Annotated in this window: 13 protein-coding genes; 7 read left to right on the top strand and 6 right to left on the bottom strand. The window is 67.6% G+C overall.

Annotated elements, in window-relative coordinates; translation table 11 throughout:
* Window positions 1-54 precede the first annotated feature (54 nt).
* Window positions 55-3096 carry a leucine--tRNA ligase gene (locus U9979_RS04675; protein WP_322778408.1) on the top strand — a complete coding sequence of 1014 codons (3042 nt, stop codon included), beginning with the start codon at window positions 55-57 and terminating at the stop codon, window positions 3094-3096.
* Between the two features lie 45 nt (window positions 3097-3141).
* Here the strand turns inward: U9979_RS04675 and U9979_RS04670 are convergent, their stop codons facing one another.
* On the bottom strand, window positions 3142-4578 hold the full coding sequence (locus U9979_RS04670) for a carboxyl transferase domain-containing protein (protein WP_322778407.1): 1437 nt from the start codon (window positions 4576-4578) through the stop codon (window positions 3142-3144).
* Between the two features lie 186 nt (window positions 4579-4764).
* Here U9979_RS04670 and arfB point away from each other — a divergent pair, with 186 nt between their 5' ends.
* Entirely contained in the window at window positions 4765-5196 is a 432-nt protein-coding gene (gene arfB / locus U9979_RS04665; RefSeq protein ID WP_416219425.1) for an alternative ribosome rescue aminoacyl-tRNA hydrolase ArfB, read from the top strand.
* Between the two features lie 105 nt (window positions 5197-5301).
* On the opposite strand, the gene U9979_RS04660 is transcribed toward arfB, so the two are convergent.
* The 3 genes from U9979_RS04660 to mca all read right to left on the bottom strand — a co-directional run bounded on the left by U9979_RS04660 (window position 5302) and on the right by mca (window position 7212).
* Window positions 5302-5565 (bottom strand): hypothetical protein, encoded by a 264-nt coding sequence (locus U9979_RS04660; RefSeq protein ID WP_322778405.1) that lies wholly within the window; start codon window positions 5563-5565, stop codon window positions 5302-5304.
* Window positions 5566-5711: 146 nt separating this feature from the next.
* Window positions 5712-6167, bottom strand: coding sequence for a tellurite resistance TerB family protein (locus U9979_RS04655; RefSeq protein WP_322778404.1), 456 nt, complete (start codon window positions 6165-6167; stop codon window positions 5712-5714).
* Between the two features lie 139 nt (window positions 6168-6306).
* Window positions 6307-7212: a mycothiol conjugate amidase Mca gene (mca, locus tag U9979_RS04650; protein WP_322778403.1), complete on the bottom strand. Its 906-nt coding sequence runs from the start codon at window positions 7210-7212 to the stop codon at window positions 6307-6309.
* A gap of 25 nt (window positions 7213-7237) precedes the next feature.
* Here mca and U9979_RS04645 point away from each other — a divergent pair, with 25 nt between their 5' ends.
* The 4 genes from U9979_RS04645 to U9979_RS04630 all read left to right on the top strand — a co-directional run bounded on the left by U9979_RS04645 (window position 7238) and on the right by U9979_RS04630 (window position 12231).
* Entirely contained in the window at window positions 7238-7693 is a 456-nt protein-coding gene (locus U9979_RS04645) for a DUF4307 domain-containing protein (protein WP_322752671.1), read from the top strand.
* 348 nt (window positions 7694-8041) lie between these two features.
* Window positions 8042-8524 carry a transcription elongation factor GreA gene (gene greA / locus U9979_RS04640; RefSeq protein WP_322747632.1) on the top strand — a complete coding sequence of 161 codons (483 nt, stop codon included), beginning with the start codon at window positions 8042-8044 and terminating at the stop codon, window positions 8522-8524.
* Window positions 8525-8800: 276 nt separating this feature from the next.
* Window positions 8801-10240, top strand: a complete 1440-nt coding sequence (locus U9979_RS04635; protein ID WP_322778402.1) for a magnesium chelatase — start codon at window positions 8801-8803, stop codon at window positions 10238-10240.
* A complete protein-coding gene (locus U9979_RS04630; RefSeq protein WP_322778401.1) occupies window positions 10237-12231 on the top strand; it encodes a vWA domain-containing protein in 1995 nt (664 codons plus the stop codon). The genes U9979_RS04635 and U9979_RS04630 overlap by 4 nt, the downstream gene beginning before the upstream one ends.
* On the opposite strand, the gene U9979_RS04625 is transcribed toward U9979_RS04630, so the two are convergent.
* Window positions 12199-15201: a diguanylate cyclase domain-containing protein gene (locus tag U9979_RS04625; RefSeq protein ID WP_322778400.1), complete on the bottom strand. Its 3003-nt coding sequence runs from the start codon at window positions 15199-15201 to the stop codon at window positions 12199-12201. The genes U9979_RS04630 and U9979_RS04625 overlap by 33 nt on opposite strands.
* Before the next feature lie 369 nt (window positions 15202-15570).
* On the bottom strand, window positions 15571-16476 hold the full coding sequence (locus tag U9979_RS04620; protein ID WP_322747627.1) for an alpha/beta hydrolase: 906 nt from the start codon (window positions 16474-16476) through the stop codon (window positions 15571-15573).
* Between the two features lie 229 nt (window positions 16477-16705).
* Here U9979_RS04620 and U9979_RS04615 point away from each other — a divergent pair.
* A partial coding sequence (locus tag U9979_RS04615) for an MBOAT family O-acyltransferase (protein ID WP_416219420.1) occupies window positions 16706-17480 on the top strand: 775 nt, incomplete at its 3' end.

Genomic DNA, 17480 nt, shown 5'->3' with positions numbered 1-17480 from the left:
TCCCGCGGGGTCCGCGGGATGGGTCGGATCGAAACGATCTGAGGATGATGAGGCATGACCAGCAGTTCCGAGCACACCGGTAATGCGAGCACCGCAGCAGGCACCCACGGCACGACTCCAGCCAAGATCCCCCCCCTGGTGTCGGATCTGCCGTTCCGTTACGGTGCACATCTGGCGGGTGACATCGAGCGCCGCTGGCAACAGACCTGGTCCGAGCGGGGCACCTTCAACGCGCCCAATCCGCATGGTCCGCTGTCGGACGGCTTCGATCAGGTCGCCGGGCGTCCGGTGTTCTTCGTCATGGACATGTTCCCGTACCCATCCGGCAGCGGCCTACATGTCGGTCATCCGCTCGGCTACATCGGCACCGACGTGTTCGCCCGTTACCTACGGATGACCGGCTACCACGTGCTCCACCCGTTCGGCTACGACGCCTTCGGTCTCCCGGCCGAGCAGTACGCCATCAACACCGGCCAGCACCCCCGGGTCACCACCGAGGCCAACATCGACAACATGCGGCGCCAGCTGGGACGCTTGGGGCTTGGCCACGACACCCGTCGGGAAGTGGCCACCACTGATGTCGAGTACTACCGGTGGACACAATGGATCTTCTTGAAGATCTTCAATAGCTGGTACGACGACGAGGCGGGCCGCGCGCGGCCGATCAGCGAACTGATCGCCGACTTCGAGGCCGGTACCCGGGCACCACGCGGGGACGCAAACCCACACAACCGGCCGTGGTCGGCTCTGCGCACGACTGAGCGTCGACAGATCGTGGCCGGGTACCGGCTGGCGTTCATCTCCGAGCAACTGGTCAACTGGTGTCCGGGCCTGGGCACGGTGCTCGCGAATGAAGAGGTCACCGCCGAAGGACGCAGCGACGTCGGTAACTACCCGGTCTTTCGCCGCCCACTGCGCCAGTGGATGATGCGGATCACCAGCTACGCAGACCGTCTGATCGCAGACCTCGACCTGGTCGACTGGCCGGATTCGATCAAGCAGATGCAGCGCAACTGGATCGGACCGAGCGACGGCGCCACGGTCGAGTTCACCGCCGTTGGCTCAGACATCCGTATCGAGGTTTTCACAACCCGTCCGGACACCCTGGCCGGCGCGACCTTCATGGTCCTGGCACCCGAACATCCTCTCGTCGACACACTGACCGCACAGGCATGGCCGCAGGGAACCCCGATTGCGTGGACGTTCGCCGACGGGATTGACCGCGAAGCGGGCCCGGGCACCGGTGCCAGCGGCAACAGGCCGACTCCGGAGTGGACGCCGCGAGCGGCGGTGAACGCCTACCGGGAATACGCAGCGCACCTTGGTGATCGTCAGCGCGGCACCGACGAGATCCCACGCACCGGCGTGTTCACCGGCTCCTATGTCACCAATCCGGTTACCGGCGACCCCATTGCGGTCTTCCTCGCCGACTACGTCCTGATGGGCTACGGAACCGGCGCGATCATGGCTGTTCCCGCGCATGACCAGCGCGACTTCTCCTTCGCCCGCACACTCGGCCTGCCGATCCCAGCCGTGTTGGCGCCGGACGAGGACTGGCGGGCCGAACACAACGTGCCCGCGGGTGCCGAGCCGAACACCTGGCCGGTTGCCTTCGCCGGGGACGGCGAGTACCTGCCGGCGACGGGTGTCGGGCCGCCCCTGGTCGGGCTGTCGAAGCCGGACGCGATCAAGTCGACGATCCGTTGGTTGGAGGACGTCGGTGCGGGTCGCGCGGCCCGCTCATACCGCCTGCGGGACTGGCTGTTCTCCCGGCAGCGTTACTGGGGCGAACCCTTCCCCATCGTGTTCGACGATGACGGCCTTCCGGTCGCGCTCAGTGAGGATCTCCTGCCCGTCACCCTGCCGGAGATGACCGACTTCCGGCCGAGCGCCATGGCCGATGACGACGTCAGCGACCCGGTCCCCCCACTGGCCCGGGTAACCGACTGGGCCACTGTCACCCTCGATCTGGGTGAGGGACCGAAAACATACCGACGCGAGACCAACACCATGCCGCAATGGGCCGGCTCGTGCTGGTATTACCTGCGTTATCTCGACCCGACGAACAGCGAACGCTTCGTCGATCCGAAGGTCGAGCGTTACTGGATGCACACGCCGGACGGCCCACCCGGCGACGGGGGTGTGGGGCTCTATGTCGGCGGTGTCGAGCACGCCGTCCTGCACCTGCTGTATGCGCGGTTCTGGCACAAGGTCCTTTACGATCTCGGGTTGGTGTCCACCAGGGAACCGTTCAAGAAACTGTTCAATCAGGGCTATATCCAAGCGGACGCGTTCACCGATGGCCGCGGCATGTACGTACCCGCCGCCGAGGTCGTCCGCACAGCAGAGGGCACACTGCGCTACAACGGTGAGCCGGTGAACCGACGCTCCGGGAAGATGGGCAAAAGCCTGAAGAACAGCGTCAGCCCGGACGCGATATATGACAGCTTCGGCGCTGACACCCTGCGGGTCTACGAGATGGCGATGGGGCCGCTGGACGCCGACCGGCCGTGGCACACCGACGACATCGTCGGCTCCCACCGCTTTCTGCAGCGACTGTGGCGCAACATCATCGACGAGGCGACCGGCGGGGCGGTCGTCTCCGATGTCACACCGGACGCGGAGGCCACCCGGATGCTGCACCGCACGATCCTCGCGGTCCGGGCCGACTACACCGATCTGCGCTTCAACACCGCCGTCGCCCGCCTCATCGAGCTGACAAATTTCGTCAGCAAGCGCTATGGCGCTTCCGGTGGACTGCCCCGTGAACTCGCCGAGGCGCTGGTCCTCATGGTCGCCCCCCTGGCTCCGCACATCGCCGAGGAGTTGTGGGCGCGGCTGGGCCACGATGGCTCGCTGGCGATGCATCCCTTCCCCGAGGCGGACGACTCGCTCGCCGTCGATCCCACGGTGACCCTGCCGGTGCAGGTCAACGGCAAGGTGCGGTTCACCGTGGATGTCCCGGTGGACGCCGACGAACAGGCGGTGCGAGACCTTGTGGCCGGCCACGACGAGTACGCGCGCCACACTGCCGACCGGACCGTGAAACGGATGATCGTGATTCCCGGCCGGATCGTCAACATCGCCCTGAACTGACCGGTGCCTCGGCCCCATGGCCGCAGCTGCCACGATCACCGTCGGTCACGACGACAGGCGCCGATGACGGTCGCGTCGCGCCGCGAGCCTCGTAGCGGCGTCGCGGACCGCGACGCCTGCTAGACAGTGCGCGACAGCACCGGCGAGCCCGGCGAACCCGGCGGTCGTGCCGACGCCGGCCGGACCGCGCGCGACGACGACGTCGACCGCGCCCAGCCGGTACAGGTCATCGGCGGTGATCCGTAGCTCGCGCGCCATCTCGGCGGCATGGTCAACAGTACGGTGCATGATTGTCGATGCACCCTCGGGTGGCAGCGGAGCCAACCAGGCGTCCTCGGCCGCCACCACGGCGTCCGCCGGCAGCAGGGCCAGCGCGGCACCGCCCGCGCCCTGTCCGAGCAGCACGCTCACCGTCGGCACCGGTGTGCTCAACAGTGCCGCCAGGCAGTGCGCGATCGCCGCGGCCAGGCCGCTGCGTTCTGCCTCCTCCGAGAGTTCCGCTCCCGGCGTGTCGATTACAGTCACTATGGGTAGACGAAGATCGGCAGCCCGTTGCACCGCGTGTTGCGCCGCGTGCAGGGCGCGCACCCCGATGGGCTGATGGCGCTGGGCCTCACGGTCCTGCCCGATGACAACGCATGGAATGCCACGCAGCAGGGCGAGCGCCGTGACCATCGGCGTGCCGGGCACATCCGGGCCCTGGCCCAGCTCGGACGCGCCGAGAAGGGTGAGATCGCTGGTCGAGGCAGCCAGAAACGCACGTAATCCGGGACGGTCAGGCGCGCGGGTCGCCAACACCGACGCCCACGGATCCCCCGTCTGATCCGGCTCACCACGCTCGACCAGCTCGACGCCGGCCGGTTGGGCTCCCGTATCGCTCTCCGCGGTCGTCGGGCCTCGGTCCACCGCCACGACGCGCAGCACCCGCTGGACGGCTTCCCGCAGGTCAACGGGGGCGACAACGGCGTCCACCACACCGGCCCGGCGCAGCGCCCGCGGGCTCTGCGCGTCACGCGCAAGCGCCGCGCCCGTGAGCGCCTCAACCACCCGAGGACCGAGGAACCCGACCAATGCACCGGGTTCGGCAAAGGTGACATGGCCAAGCGATGCCCATGACGCCAGCACTCCGCCGGTCGTGGGGTGGCGCAGGTAGACGAGGTAGGGCAGGCTGGCCGCCCGGTGCCCGGCAATGGCAGCACTGATCGTCAGCATCTGCAGGAACGCGGGGGTGCCCTCCTGTATCCGGGTGCCGCCGCTCGCGGGCAACGCGAGCAGTACCCGTTTCTCGGCGGTGGCCCGTTCGATCGCGGCCGTGGCACGCCTTGTCGCGGCCCGGCCCACGCTGCCGCCGAGAAAATCGTACTCGCTGGCCACCACAGCGACCCGGTGGCCAGCCACCCGGCCCGCACCGGTCCGGATCGACTCGTCCCTACCGCTACGTGCGGCGGCCCGCGACAGATCCCGACCATAGGCGGCGCTCACCGTCGGCTGCTCCGGAGCGCCATCCCAACAGGTCCAGCTACCGGCATCCAGCAGCAGGTCGAGCAAATCGGCACAATTCGGATGTTTCACAGTCAGGGCCAGTCCCCCATCAGGTGTCAGCCCTACCGGACCGCGCCGCTCCCTAAATTCGGTGGCGGCGGCGCGCGGATCGGCGACCATGGTGCAGTGACATTTCCACCATCTCAGGTCCGCCCGGGCTTCATACTGCGCGAATCCGACCTGACCTGGCGATTCTCCCGGTCGAGCGGGCCTGGCGGGCAGGGGGTGAACACGTCGGACAGCCGGGTCGAGGTATCCTTTGACGTTCGCCGTTCGCCGTCGCTTCCCGAACGGCTACGCGAGCGGACACTGACGCGGCTGGAAGGTCGATTGGTCGACGGCGTCCTCACCGTGACCTCCAGCGAACACCGATCGCAGCTACGTAATCGTGAAGCTGCCCTCGCACGGTTGACGGCAACCCTGCGCACCGCGAGCGAACCCCCACCACAGGCGCGGCGCCCGACCCGTCCATCCGCCGGAGCCGTGCAGCGGCGCATCACCGGCAAAAAGCAGCGGGCGCGGGTCTTGCGTCAGCGCCGCGCCGACCCCGAGGATTGATCATCGCTGCTGTCGCCCCGCTCGTTGATCAACGCCCCTGTTGCCGGACGCCCTTTGGGAACGATGTGAATCTCGTGCTGTGGCAGGAGCATCAGATTCACATCGTTACGAGCGCCCGGCTGCGTCCTGGACCGGGATGTCGCTACCGGAGCCATGGCCGTTGCCGGAGCCATGACCGTCGGGCTGTCCACCTCGATCTGCCGTATGCTTCCCAAAGCGTCCGCTGGCGACGTTGCCACGCAGCCGTACAAGGCTGCGCGACATCATCGTGAAGAGGCCGACAGCCGCCAGGCCCAGCAGCAGGACCACGAGGAACCCGCCAGTGCCCGCGCTGACCTCAAGTGCAAGGGTCTGTCCCGCAAGAGTCACGCCTCAACCCTACGTCGCAATCCGGCTGGGGCCCTGTGCCGGCGGGCTCCAGCCGGATGACTGACAAGGTCGAGGAGCCGCCGCGTACCCGGAGGCGTACGCAAGGCGACGAGAAACGCGGTCAGGCGCCGGCTGGAGCCCGCCGATCAGAGGTCGAACTCGTGGGGGTCCAGCCCCACCGCATAGCATGCCTCCCGAACAACCTGCTGCTCGGACTTGTCGAAGTTACCGTCAGCACCGCCGATGACGATGCCTATCTGGATCACCGCCCGTGCTTCGGCGGGCTTCTTCTTGGTCTTGCCGATGTCCTGGATCACACTGACCTTGCCGAAGTCGAAGTCGGTCGCCAGCTTGGTGCAGTAGTCGTTGAACTTCTGCTGTAGCTGGTCAGCCGGAAAGTTCTGCAATACCTCGTTCGACCCGATGAGCGCGGCGACCTTACGGCGCTCGTCCGGGTCGATGCTGCCGTCGGCGGCTGCGACCAGCGCGCACATGGCCATGCTCGCGTCCCTGAAGGCACCGCTTTTAAGATCGTTTTTCTTGGCGTTCAGTTGTTGCTGCATGGTCGTCGTGGTGGTGCGCAGACGATCCCAGATCGCCATGACGTGTTCCTCTCATCCATGCCAAATGGGCCGTGCGTTCGCATGTGCGGGCCTGGATGCCGCATTGAGACAGCATCCTGTCACCAGCAACGACCGATGGCTCGTGGCCGTGCCCGCACCCCGGGCCATTTCCTGACAATCAGGGCGATCGGCGGATCCCGTTGAAGAGGTCGTTCTCGGGCAGCGTCCCCACTTCGATCAGCGATCGGGCGAGTTGGTAGTCCTCAGTGGGCCACGCCTCGCGCTGGATCTTCAGTGGGATGCGGAACCACGGCCCGTTCGGGTCCACCTGGGTGGCGTGGGCCAGCAACGCACGGTCGCGGGTCTCGAAGAAGTCCTCGCACGGAACTCTGGTCGTGATCCGCCCGGCGTCACCCGCGCGGTCGACCCACTTCGCCAGATACTCGACATAGGGCGATTCACGCCCGCTCGCGAGCATGGCGTCATGCAGGGCGAGCATCCGCGCCTTGTGGAACGTCTGGTGATAATAGAGCTTGAGTGGCTGCCATGGTGACAGACCGACCTCGCGTCCTACCTCTAGGTAACGCTCCGCGTCACCCGTAGCCTCGAACGCCTCGATCGTGACCTTGTGGTTCATGATGTGATCAGGATGTGGATATCCACCGTTTTCATCATAGGTGAGCACCACCTGCGGCCGGAACTCCCGCATCAGTCGGATCAACGGTCTGGCCGCGTCAGCCAGCGGCATGAGCGCGAAGCACCCTTCCGGCAGCGGCGGCGGCGGATCACCCTCGGGCAGACCGGAGTCATGAAAACCCAGCCAGACCTGCCGGACTCCCAGAATGCGACGTGCTTCCTCCATCTCGGCCCGCCGCAGTTGCGGCAGGCGGGCGTGGACGTCCGGTCTGTCCAGATCGGGGTTCAGTACGGTGCCCGCCTCACCACCGGTGCAGGTCACCACAAGTACGTCAACGCCCTCGTGGACGTAGCGTGCCATGCTTGCCGCACCCTTGCTGGACTCATCGTCAGGGTGGGCGTGAACTGCCATGAGTCGCAGGCCATCCCCACTGGTCGCCTCGGACATGCCACCATTGTCCCCGATGCCTCCGGTGACCTCGTCCAGACAGACACGGCGCGCCGCCCTGCCGGGACGGTCGCGCGTGCTCGGCTTCCCCCTGCGCTGGCTCGACATCCCGTGGCTCGGTGGGATCAGGGTGGCACCCTGGTTCCTGCTGGCGACAGTCCTCATCATCGTGGTCGCGGCGGTCGGCGCCGGGTGGGTCCAGGGCCATCCGGACCGGCTGGACTATGCCACCCGCGCCTTCCGGATCAACGGGACGCAGGCGCAGCTGACGTTCGATGTGGAAAAGTCACCCAACGCCGTGGCACAATGCACTGTCCGCGCACGCTCCCGGGATGACCAGGTCGTCGGCCGACGTACCGACATCGTTGTCGGTCCGACTACAGACGGCCGACGGGTCACGACCGTAAAGGTCACACTGACCACATCACGGGAGGCAAACGTGGTCGAAGTCGAGGACTGTCAGATCACCCGCCCCGGCTGACAAGCGGGCGGGGTCCTGGCACGCAACCAGGGCGCGGTCGTGTCCTGGTTCGTCGTCTACGGCAAGCAGTGACGCTTGCCTGCGCGCGGTTGCTCCGACTCAGACTGCCAACTGTTAAGCTGGGCGTTTGCCCCTGTCCCCGCCATCACTTCCAACCCCCGCCCACCGCCCTTGACTCCAACAATTTCCACCATCGGCCGCCCTTCACGGCGAAATAACCCAACAAAGGCCCCGCGAGAGTCCCACCGAGATATAGCGGCCCCAAGCAATGTAACCGGCCAAAGGCCGCGCGATCATGGTTCTGTCGCGCGCGGCCGGCGGCCCCAGGCAACGTAAGGAGCGTGACGCGTGTCGCAGCAGACGTGGCTGACCCAGGAGGCGTACGACCGGCTCCGCGGGGAGCTCGACCACCTCACCGGGACCGGTCGTGTCGAGATCGCCAACAAGATCGAAGCTGCTCGCGAGGAGGGTGACCTCAAGGAGAACGGCGGCTACCACGCAGCCAAGGAAGAACAGGGCAAGATGGAGTCCCGCATCCGACAGCTCACCGACCTGCTGCGTGACGCGCGAGTCGGCGAGGCGCCGCAGTTCAACGGCGCTGCGGGTCCGGGCACCGTGGTCGAGGTCCGCTTCCCCGACGACGACGACACCGAAAAGTTCCTGATCGGATCCCGCGAGGACCACAGCACACCGCTTGAGGTGTATTCGGCACAGTCACCACTGGGTGGAGCGGTCGCCGGCCACAAGGCCGGTGACACCGTGACCTACACCCTGCCCAACGGCCGCCCGGCCCGGGTTGCGATCGTCTCGGTGGAGCCGTACCACCGCTGATCTCCTCAGAGCGACCGGCCCGGACCCGCAGCCCGGGCCGGCATACCGCAGCCGGGGTAACCGACTTCCCGAGACCTCCGGCGGCGCACAAAACATCATCGCGCCGCCTCCGGTCAGTGCCCACCCCAAGACCTCCGGCGGCGCACAAAACATCATCGCGCCGCCTCCGGTCAGTGCCCACCCCAAGACCTCCGGCGGCGCACAAAACATCATCGCGCCGCCTCCGGTCGGGGCAACTTCCCTGCGCCCGAGACCCCGGGGACGTACCGTCAACTAGTGCTCGATCTGTCAGGGGCCCAGGCCCCGCAGTCCCCTGAACCGACAACGCTCGGTGTCCTGCGTGGCTCAGGACACCGGCACCGGTCCGTACGCACTGAACTGCGCAACAACACCCTCGCCCGGATGGCGGGTGGCGAGAACCGGTTTCCCGGCATCGTCGGCTTCGACGACACCGTGCTCCCCCAGGTCGAGCGTGCCCTGCTCGCCGGGCACGACATCGTCTTCCTCGGGGAACGCGGGCAGGGCAAGACCCGCCTGATCCGCACCCTGGTGGGCCTGTTGGACGAGTGGACACCGGTGGTCTCCGGCTGCGAGATCAATGATCACCCTTTCACCCCAGTGTGCACCCGGTGCCGGCTGTTGGTCACCGAGTTCGGTGACGACACCCCGGTTTCGTGGAAGCACCGCTTCGAACGGTTCGGCGAGAAACTGGCCACGCCGGACACCAGCGTCGGCGATCTGATCGGCGACGTCGACCCGGTCAAGGTCGCACAGGGCCGCACTCTGGGTGACCCGGAGACCGTCCACTACGGTCTGATACCACGTACCAACCGCGGCATCTTCAGCGTGAACGAACTTCCCGACCTGGCCGAACGGATCCAGGTATCGCTCCTGAACGTGCTAGAGGAACGCGACATCCAGGTCCGGGGCTACGTCCTGCGGCTCCCGCTCGACCTGTTTCTCGTCGCTTCGGCGAATCCCGAGGACTACACCAACCGGGGCCGGATCATCACACCTCTCAAGGACCGCTTCGGCGCCGAGGTCCGCACCCACTACCCGCTGCGCCTCGACGACGAACTGGCCCTGATCCGCCAAGAGGCGGCGCTGAACTGGCGGGACTCGCCGCTGGGCCTTCCCGCCGTCCCCGACCACCTGCTGGAGGTGGTCGCGCGCTTCACCCGGCTGGTGCGCGACGCCCCGCAGGTCGATCGGCGCTCCGGCGTGTCGGCCCGGCTGTCGGTGGCCGCCGTCGAGACCGTGGCCGCCTCGGCGGTGCGCCGGGCGGCGCTGGCCGGCGAAAACGTTCCGACGGCCCGGGTCGTCGATCTCTCAACGATCGTGCCGGCGGTACGCGGCAAGGTCGAGTTCGACCAGCTGGAGGAGGGGCGGGAGGACGAGATCCTCGCGCACCTGCTGCGGCGGGCTGTCGCCGAGACCTTTCGCGCCCGACTCGCCGGCACCGACCTGAGCGGTCTGCAACGGCGTTTCGAGGTGGACGGCCCGGTTGAGACCGGTGATCTCATCCCGGCCACGGAGTTGCTTCGGCGGGTCGGCCCGGTGCCGGGGCTCGCCGCGATCCTCATCAGGCTCGGCATTGACGGTGCGGAGTCGCCGGGGCTCGCCGCGGCCGGGCTTGAACTGGCTATGGAGGGTCTGCACCTCAACCGGCGGCTCGCCAAGGAAGAACTGCCGGGCCGGACGGTGTACGGCGGATGAGCGCCGGGACCGGGCCGGCGGGATTCCGGTACGGCCCATGGGACGGGGGCCCGGACCCCCTGGCATACCCGTTCGACGTGGCGGGCGCGCTGGACGAGATGTCCGAGCACATCCTTGATGGCCGAACCCCGCGCGAGGCTCTGGACGCGTTGCTGCGCCGGGGCACACCCAACCGCCGTGGCCTGGAGGATCTGCGCCGCCAGGTGGAGCGCCGGCGGCGCGAGGCCCGCGCGCGCGGGCGTCTGGACGGCACTCTGGAGCAGGTCCGTGAGCTTCTGGACGAGGCGGTGGGGCAGGAGCGGACCGCGCTGTTCCCGGACCCCTCCGACGATGCCCGCCTGCGCGAAGCCGAACTCGACGCCGTGCCGGGCGACCCGGCCCGGGCCGTGAGCGCGCTGGCCGACTACGAGTGGCGTTCGCCCCTTGCGCGCGAGACGTTCGCAAAGATCTCCGACCTGCTCCGCCGCGAGGTGCTCGACACGCAGTTCCGCGGCATGAAACAGGCGTTGGAGAACAGCACGCCCGCGGCCATGGCCCGAGTGGCAGACATGCTGAACGCGCTCAACAGCATGCTGGAGGCGGATGCCCGCGGCGAGCACACCGACGCCGCGTTCGAGAACTTCATGCGCTCGTTCGGTGACTTCTTCCCGGACAATCCGCGCTCGCTGGACGAGCTGGTGGATTCGTTGGCGCGGCGCGCCGCGGCTGCTGCGCGGCTGATGGCGGGCCTGTCCCCGCAGCAACGTCAGGAACTGGCCGATCTGATGACCGCCGCCATGGCTGACATGGGCCTGGCGGCCGAGCTGTCCCGGCTGCACGATGCGCTCCGGGCCGCCCGCCCGGACCTCGGCTGGGGCCAGCCCGCGCGCGGCCGGGTGCGGGACCCGATGACCGGCGAGCGCCCCCTCGGGCTGGGGGAGGCCACCAGCGCGCTGGAGGAGCTGGCTGAGCTCGACGAACTGGCTGCCGCGCTGTCCCAGGACTACGCCGGGGCGTCCCTGGAGGACATCGATCCGGACGCGATCGCGCGAGCGCTGGGCCGAGATGCCGTCGACGACCTGCGTACCCTCCAGCAGATCGAAAAGGAGCTGGAACGCCAGGGTTTCCTGACCCGCAACGCCGGCAACCTGGAGCTGACCCCGCGGGCGGTCCGCCGCATCGGGCAGACCGCGCTGACTCGCATCTTCCACCGGTTGGACGCCCACGGACGCGGTGATCACGATGTCGCCGACGCCGGCGCGGCCGGCGAGCTCACCGGGACATCCCGGCGGTGGTGCTTCGGTGACGCCCAGCCCCTCGACGTCGTCCGCACTGTCCGCAACGCGGTTCTACGGGCGGGGCCGGCCGGCCCGGACGGAGCGGTGCGCCTGGATGTCGCCGACTTCGAAGTCGCCGAGACCGAACGCCGGACCTCGGCCGTGGTGTGCCTGTTGGTCGATCTCTCCTATTCCATGGCGCTGCGGGGGACCTGGGGAGTGGCGAAGTCGACAGCGCTCGCGCTGCACACCCTGATCAGCACGAAGTTCCCGCAGGACACGATCCATCTGGTCGGTTTCTCCGACTACGCCCGGCTGCTGCGCCCGGTGGAGCTCGCCGGGCTGGACTCCGAAGTGGTACAGGGCACGAACCTCCAGCACGCACTGATGATCGCGGGTCGGCTGGTGTCGAAACATCCGGATTCCGAACCGATCGTACTGGTGGTCACCGACGGTGAGCCGACCGCGCACCTGATGCGTAACGGCACGCCCGCCTTCTCCTGGCCGCCCACTCCGGAAACCCTCGAGCTGACCCTGGCCGAGGTGGACCGACTGACCCGCCGTGGGGCGACAATCAACGTGTTCATGCTTGACAACGAGCCACGGCTGGTGCAGTTCGTCGATGAGGTCGCGCGGCGCAACGGCGGTCGGATGCTGTCCCCCGATCCGGGGGCGCTGGGTCAGTATGTCGTCCGGGACTACCTACGCGCACGTAGCGGACGACGTTCCCGCTGATTGCGACCGCCCGGCCCTCTTCGCCCGCAACATGGCAAGATCGGCATTGCGGACGGCAACCTCAGGATGGCCCTCGGCCGGTTCCGCCACGGCGATACCGACGGTCGCGTCAACACTGACCAACGTCGCGCCGACGGACATGGGCTGGCGGATCGCGGCAAGCAAGCGGTCTGCGACCCCGCGGGTCTGCGGGCCGTCCACATCGCGCAGGACGACGGCAAACTCGTCGCCACCGAGGCGGTAGACCACGTCCTGCGCCCCACTCACCCTGGCCAGGCGTGCTCCGATGATCCGCAACACCTCGTCGCCGACGTCATGGCCGTACGTGTCGTTCAGTGGCTTGAACCGATCAAGATCAATAAGCAGTACCGCGAACGTCGATACCGCCCCGTCCTCGGTGATGCCATGAAGGCGCCGAACAAACGCAGCCCGGTTCGGCAGGCCGGTGAGAGCGTCATGGCGGCCCTGGTGGCGCAACTGGTCCTGGCGCTTCCGGCGTTCGCCGATCTCATGGCAGGTCAGCAGGATGCCGGCCACCTCCGGCTGGCCGCGCAGATCGCTTGCCTCGATGTCGAACCAGCGGTAGCCGCGGTCGAGCGCATGCAGCCGAATATCGCGGACCGCGGCGGCGCCCACCTCCGCGGCGAGCCGCAGGAACTCCGCCAGGGTGGCTGCATCGTCGGGATGGGCCGCGTCGGGCAGGTGCCGGCCGACGTAGCACCGGGCCCGGTGACCGAGCAGTACCTCGACAGCGGAGCTGACAAAGGTGATGCGGCCATCCGCGCCGGTGGCGATCACGAGATCGTGGGCGTTGTGGAGCAGTGCCTGCAGCCGTCCTTCGTCGCGACGCAGCGCCGATTCCCGCCGACCGTGGCGGACGGTGAGCCCGGCAACCGCAGTGGTGACCAGGGCGAGCAGGGCGAGCAGGCTTAGGTCGCGGCTCCACCGGCCGGATCTGATGTCCCCGTAGAAGGCCGAAACCGATTGTTGCTCCGCGCCATGACGTACCTGTGTCTGCAGCCACACGCTGATCGCGGCCATCGCGAGCAGGACAACGCCGCCGACCAGCGGTGCGATCAGCCGGCCCGACCGGTACCGGCGGGCACGACCCGTGGGCACGCAACGCTCGGGTCGTCCGGATGCGGAGAAATGCCCACCGACCGCACCGACCGCGGATTGACGTGGCGCCGGCAGGTACACCTCGCCGGCAAGGTCGGTGACGGGGATACGAGGACGACTGGCAAGAGGCTGGGCGCCAGCGACCGCCACGACGAAGCGGCCTTTCCCGGTCCGCTTGGCCTCGTACATAGCCTGGTCCGCGACGCCGAGGAAATGGTCGGGCGTTTCGAGCGACAGCGTCGAGGTCGCGATGCCGATGCTGACGTCAACCTGAACGATCGATGTCCCGACGGTGATCGGTGCGCGTATCGATTCGATGACACGGTCGGCGACCGCACCCGCCGATACCTCGTCCGCGCCCGCGAGCAGGATCGCGAACTCGTCGCCGCCGAGCCGGGCCGCCAGGTCCCCATCGCGCAGCGTCTGGACGAGACGGGCCGCGACGACCCGCAGAACCGCATCACCGGCATCGTGGCCAAGACCGTCGTTGACCGGCTTGAAGTGGTCGAGGTCGATGAACAGCAGCGCGAACGACGACCCACCGCAACGGGCGGTACCGACGGCCGCTGCCAACGCGCTCATGAAGAGCGTCCGGTTGGGAATACCCGTCAGTGCATCGTGTGACGCCTGGTAACCCAGCCGGTCCTGCAGGTCCTTGCGCTCACCCGTCTCGTGACAGGTGACCAGCACACCGGCCAACTCGGGATGGTCGGTGACGTCACGTGCTTCCAGGTCGAACCAACGCACCGCACCCGAGGCAGGGATCAATCGTACGTCGAAAGCGGTGCCGCCGCCGGGCTCGGCAAGTAACCGCTGGATCCGGCCCACGTCGTCAGCATGGGCGAAGTCGGTGAGCGCGCAGCCGAGCCAGGATGTGGTGTCATAGCCGAGCAGGTCCCTAACAGCCGGGCTGACAAAAGTCATCACCCGATCCACACCGACGACGACGATGATATCCCGGACGCCGCCGAGCATGGTGCGCAGTCGGGCCCGACCCCGCTTGGCCGACCGCTCCCGGCGCAGCCCGAACGCGGCCAGGCCGCCCAGGCAGCTGGTAAGGACAACCAGCAGGATCAGGTCATGGCGGCGCTGGCGGGCCCGGAGATCGGCGAACATGCGTGCTGTGGGCTGCTGGAAAATCGTCGTATAACCGGTCGTTTGCTGGCGCGCCGCGAGAGTGGTGAGCTGCGCCGCGCCACGGCCTGACGTCCACACCCGGACCGCGCCCGGAATCAGATCCGCAAGGCGCGCCGGTTCAACCAGCCGTCGGCCCCGCAACGCCTGGTCCCAGGATGCGAACGCGACGCCCGAGGCATCAAGATTGCCGAACCCGCCAGGAACACCGCCGAACGAGGCACGCTTCTCCTCACGCTGCCGGGACACAGCCTCGTCGGCGACCTGCACCACCACCGCCCACGGGCGACCGGTGCCCACCGGTGCGACCGTGGCCCGAACGATCTGATCGTCCAGGACGAATACCGGCGACATGGCCGACCGTCCAGCCAGTGCGGCCGACCAGGCCTCACCAAGATCAGATACGGATATCCGACGCGCCGCTGGAACGGTGGCCACCGGCCTACCAACCGGGTCGACGAGGGCGACGACCAGGCTGGGGTCTCCAGCGGGCGTTCGTTGCAGCTGCCGCAGCAGTCGGGCGTCGGCGTCCGGCTGGTCCGGAATGAACGGCGTGCTCTCGACGGCCGCCCGCATTCGTTCTGGATCGTCCACTTTTGAGGTGTTGTAGGCGATTCGCTCAACAAGGCTGGACCGGTCGGAAAGGCGCTCCCGCTCTGCCTCCCGCAGGCCGGTCTTCCCGGCCGCCACGGCCACCGACGCGAGTGCGACAACCATCGCCAGCCCGCCGGCCAGCGGGGCGAACCGTCGTAGTTGCCCTCGTTCGACCGCACTTCCAGCGAGGCCGGGCTGTCCGCCGAACCAGGCACGACGGTTGCCAAAAACCGGACCAGTTCGAATGACCCTTACCCCTCGTGACAGCCAGCCGTAATAACGGTCAGTCGTGACAACACAAGAAGTGTGCGAACGAGAAGAAGGAATTTGATCGAACACTTACTCATACGTGATGGTACCGTGCCAACCCGTCACGCTCCTAGCGAGCACCCTGTTACCAACCCGGGCAGTGACACAGGGCACAAAGGCGACCATCGCCGAAACCGGCCCATCCCCATGCCCATCCCCATGCCCGGGCCCTACGCGATGGCCCTACGCGATGGGCATCCTGCGCGCAGTGGTGGCCACTTCGCCTCGGTGGGCCACGTCGTCGAGCTTGTCCAGCAGGCGCTCCCAGACCTGGCGCGGGAGGTCGTGGCCCATTCCGTCGATCTCCAGCAACTCGGCGAACGGGACGGCGGCCGCGGTATGGCGACCACCGGCGACCGGAATGAGCGGATCGGCCGTACCGTGCACGACCAGGGTGGGAATCGTCAGCTGGCGCAGGGCCGCCGTCCGGTCGTCAGCCGCCAGGGCGGCAAGCAACTGCCGCGCGGTCCCGTGCGGGTCGTACCTGCGGTCCCACGCCATCCCAGCCCGCCGACGCGCCCACTCGCGGTCGTGCGGGAACTCACCCGGCCCGATGATGTTGTATGCCTGCTCGGCCCCGTCTATGAACGCCTCGCGGCTCGCGGCCACCGGGCGCAGCAATGCGGCAGCCGCCTCCGGGGTCGGCTGGGTCTCCTCATAGTTGCCCGGGGTCGAGGAGACCGACGTCAGGCTGCGTACCCGATCGGGAAAGTGCAGCGCAAGCGTCTGGGCGATCATGCCACCCAGAGAGCTCCCCAGGACGTGCGCGGACTCCCAGCCCAGAGCGTCCATCAGACCGATGGCATCAGCCGCCATGTCCAGGAGAGTGTAGGCAGCGGCGTCGGCATCCCCGGAGAGCGCGGCCGTGAGGTCCGGCTGGCCAAGATGATCAAAGTGGGTGGAAAGCCCGACGTCCCGGTTGTCGTAGACGACGACCCGGAAACCTCTGCGCACCATCGCGCGGAGAAGATCAGGATGCCAGCCGACAAGCTGCTGGCCCAGCCCGCTGACGATGAGGAGCGGCAGGCCGCTGGGGTCACCGTGCAGCTCGTACGCGATTTCGATGCCATTGGCCTGAACCGTGCCCATAGACGGAAGGTAGCGAGCAGGCGCCGCTGATGCTCGCAATCCATCGAACTTCCGCCGAAGATCACCCATACACACGCAATCGCGCACTCAGCCAGGACCGTACAGCCGCCGCTCCCGCTGACGCTCCCACTGGTGCCCCCACTGGTGCCCATCGCCCCACCCGTGCACGCTCGACTACCTTAAGTCGAAAACCTGATGCTCAAAGTGACATTCGCGAGGGCGGGTACGGGTGGTCTTCCCTACGATCGAGTTCGCGGCGTTCTTCGCCGTGGTCATGGCAGGCTCCTGGAGCCTGATGCCCCGCCCGCACCTGTGGAAACCCTTCATCCTGGGCACCTCCTACTTCTTCTACGGATATGCCGACAAACGGTTCGTCGCGCTCCTACTCGCCTCGACCGCCCTCAATCAGGCGGCCGCGCTCGCCCTTGCCCGGTGGCGGGACCGGCGCATCCTCATCGCGGCGATCAGCTGCGATCTGGGCCTGCTGGGCTGGTTCAAGTACTACGGATTCTTCGCCCTCTCCGTCGACCGGATGCTCGACCGCATCGGGCTGCCTGCGCCACTCCCGCTGCTCCAGGTCGCATTGCCGGTCGGCATATCATTCTTCACGTTCCAGGCGATGTCATATGTCATCGACGTCCATCGCGGGACCATCCAGCCGGCGAAGACCAGCGACTTCGCCGTGTACCAGGCGTTCTTCCCACATCTCGTGGCCGGGCCGATCGTCCGGGCCAGTGAGTTCATTCCACAGCTGGCCACCCCGCGAGACCCGGACCAGGTGCCGGCCACCCGGGCCATCTTCCTGATCGTCGGCGGCCTCGTCAAGAAGATCGCGCTCGCGGACCTGCTTGCCACGCAGATCGTCGATCCGGTCTTCGACACCCCGAGCCAGCACTCGTCGCTGGAGGTACTGGTTGCCATCTACGGCTACGGCGTGCAGATCTACTGCGACTTCTCCGCCTATTCGGACATGGCCATCGGAATCGCCCTCCTGCTCGGTTTCA

Source organism: Protofrankia sp. Cas4, assembly GCF_963555915.1.
In the GTDB taxonomy this organism is placed as follows: domain Bacteria; phylum Actinomycetota; class Actinomycetes; order Frankiales; family Frankiaceae; genus Protofrankia.
The sequence above is the reverse complement of the archived record's forward strand: the minus strand, read 5'-3'. Positions and strand labels throughout refer to the sequence as shown.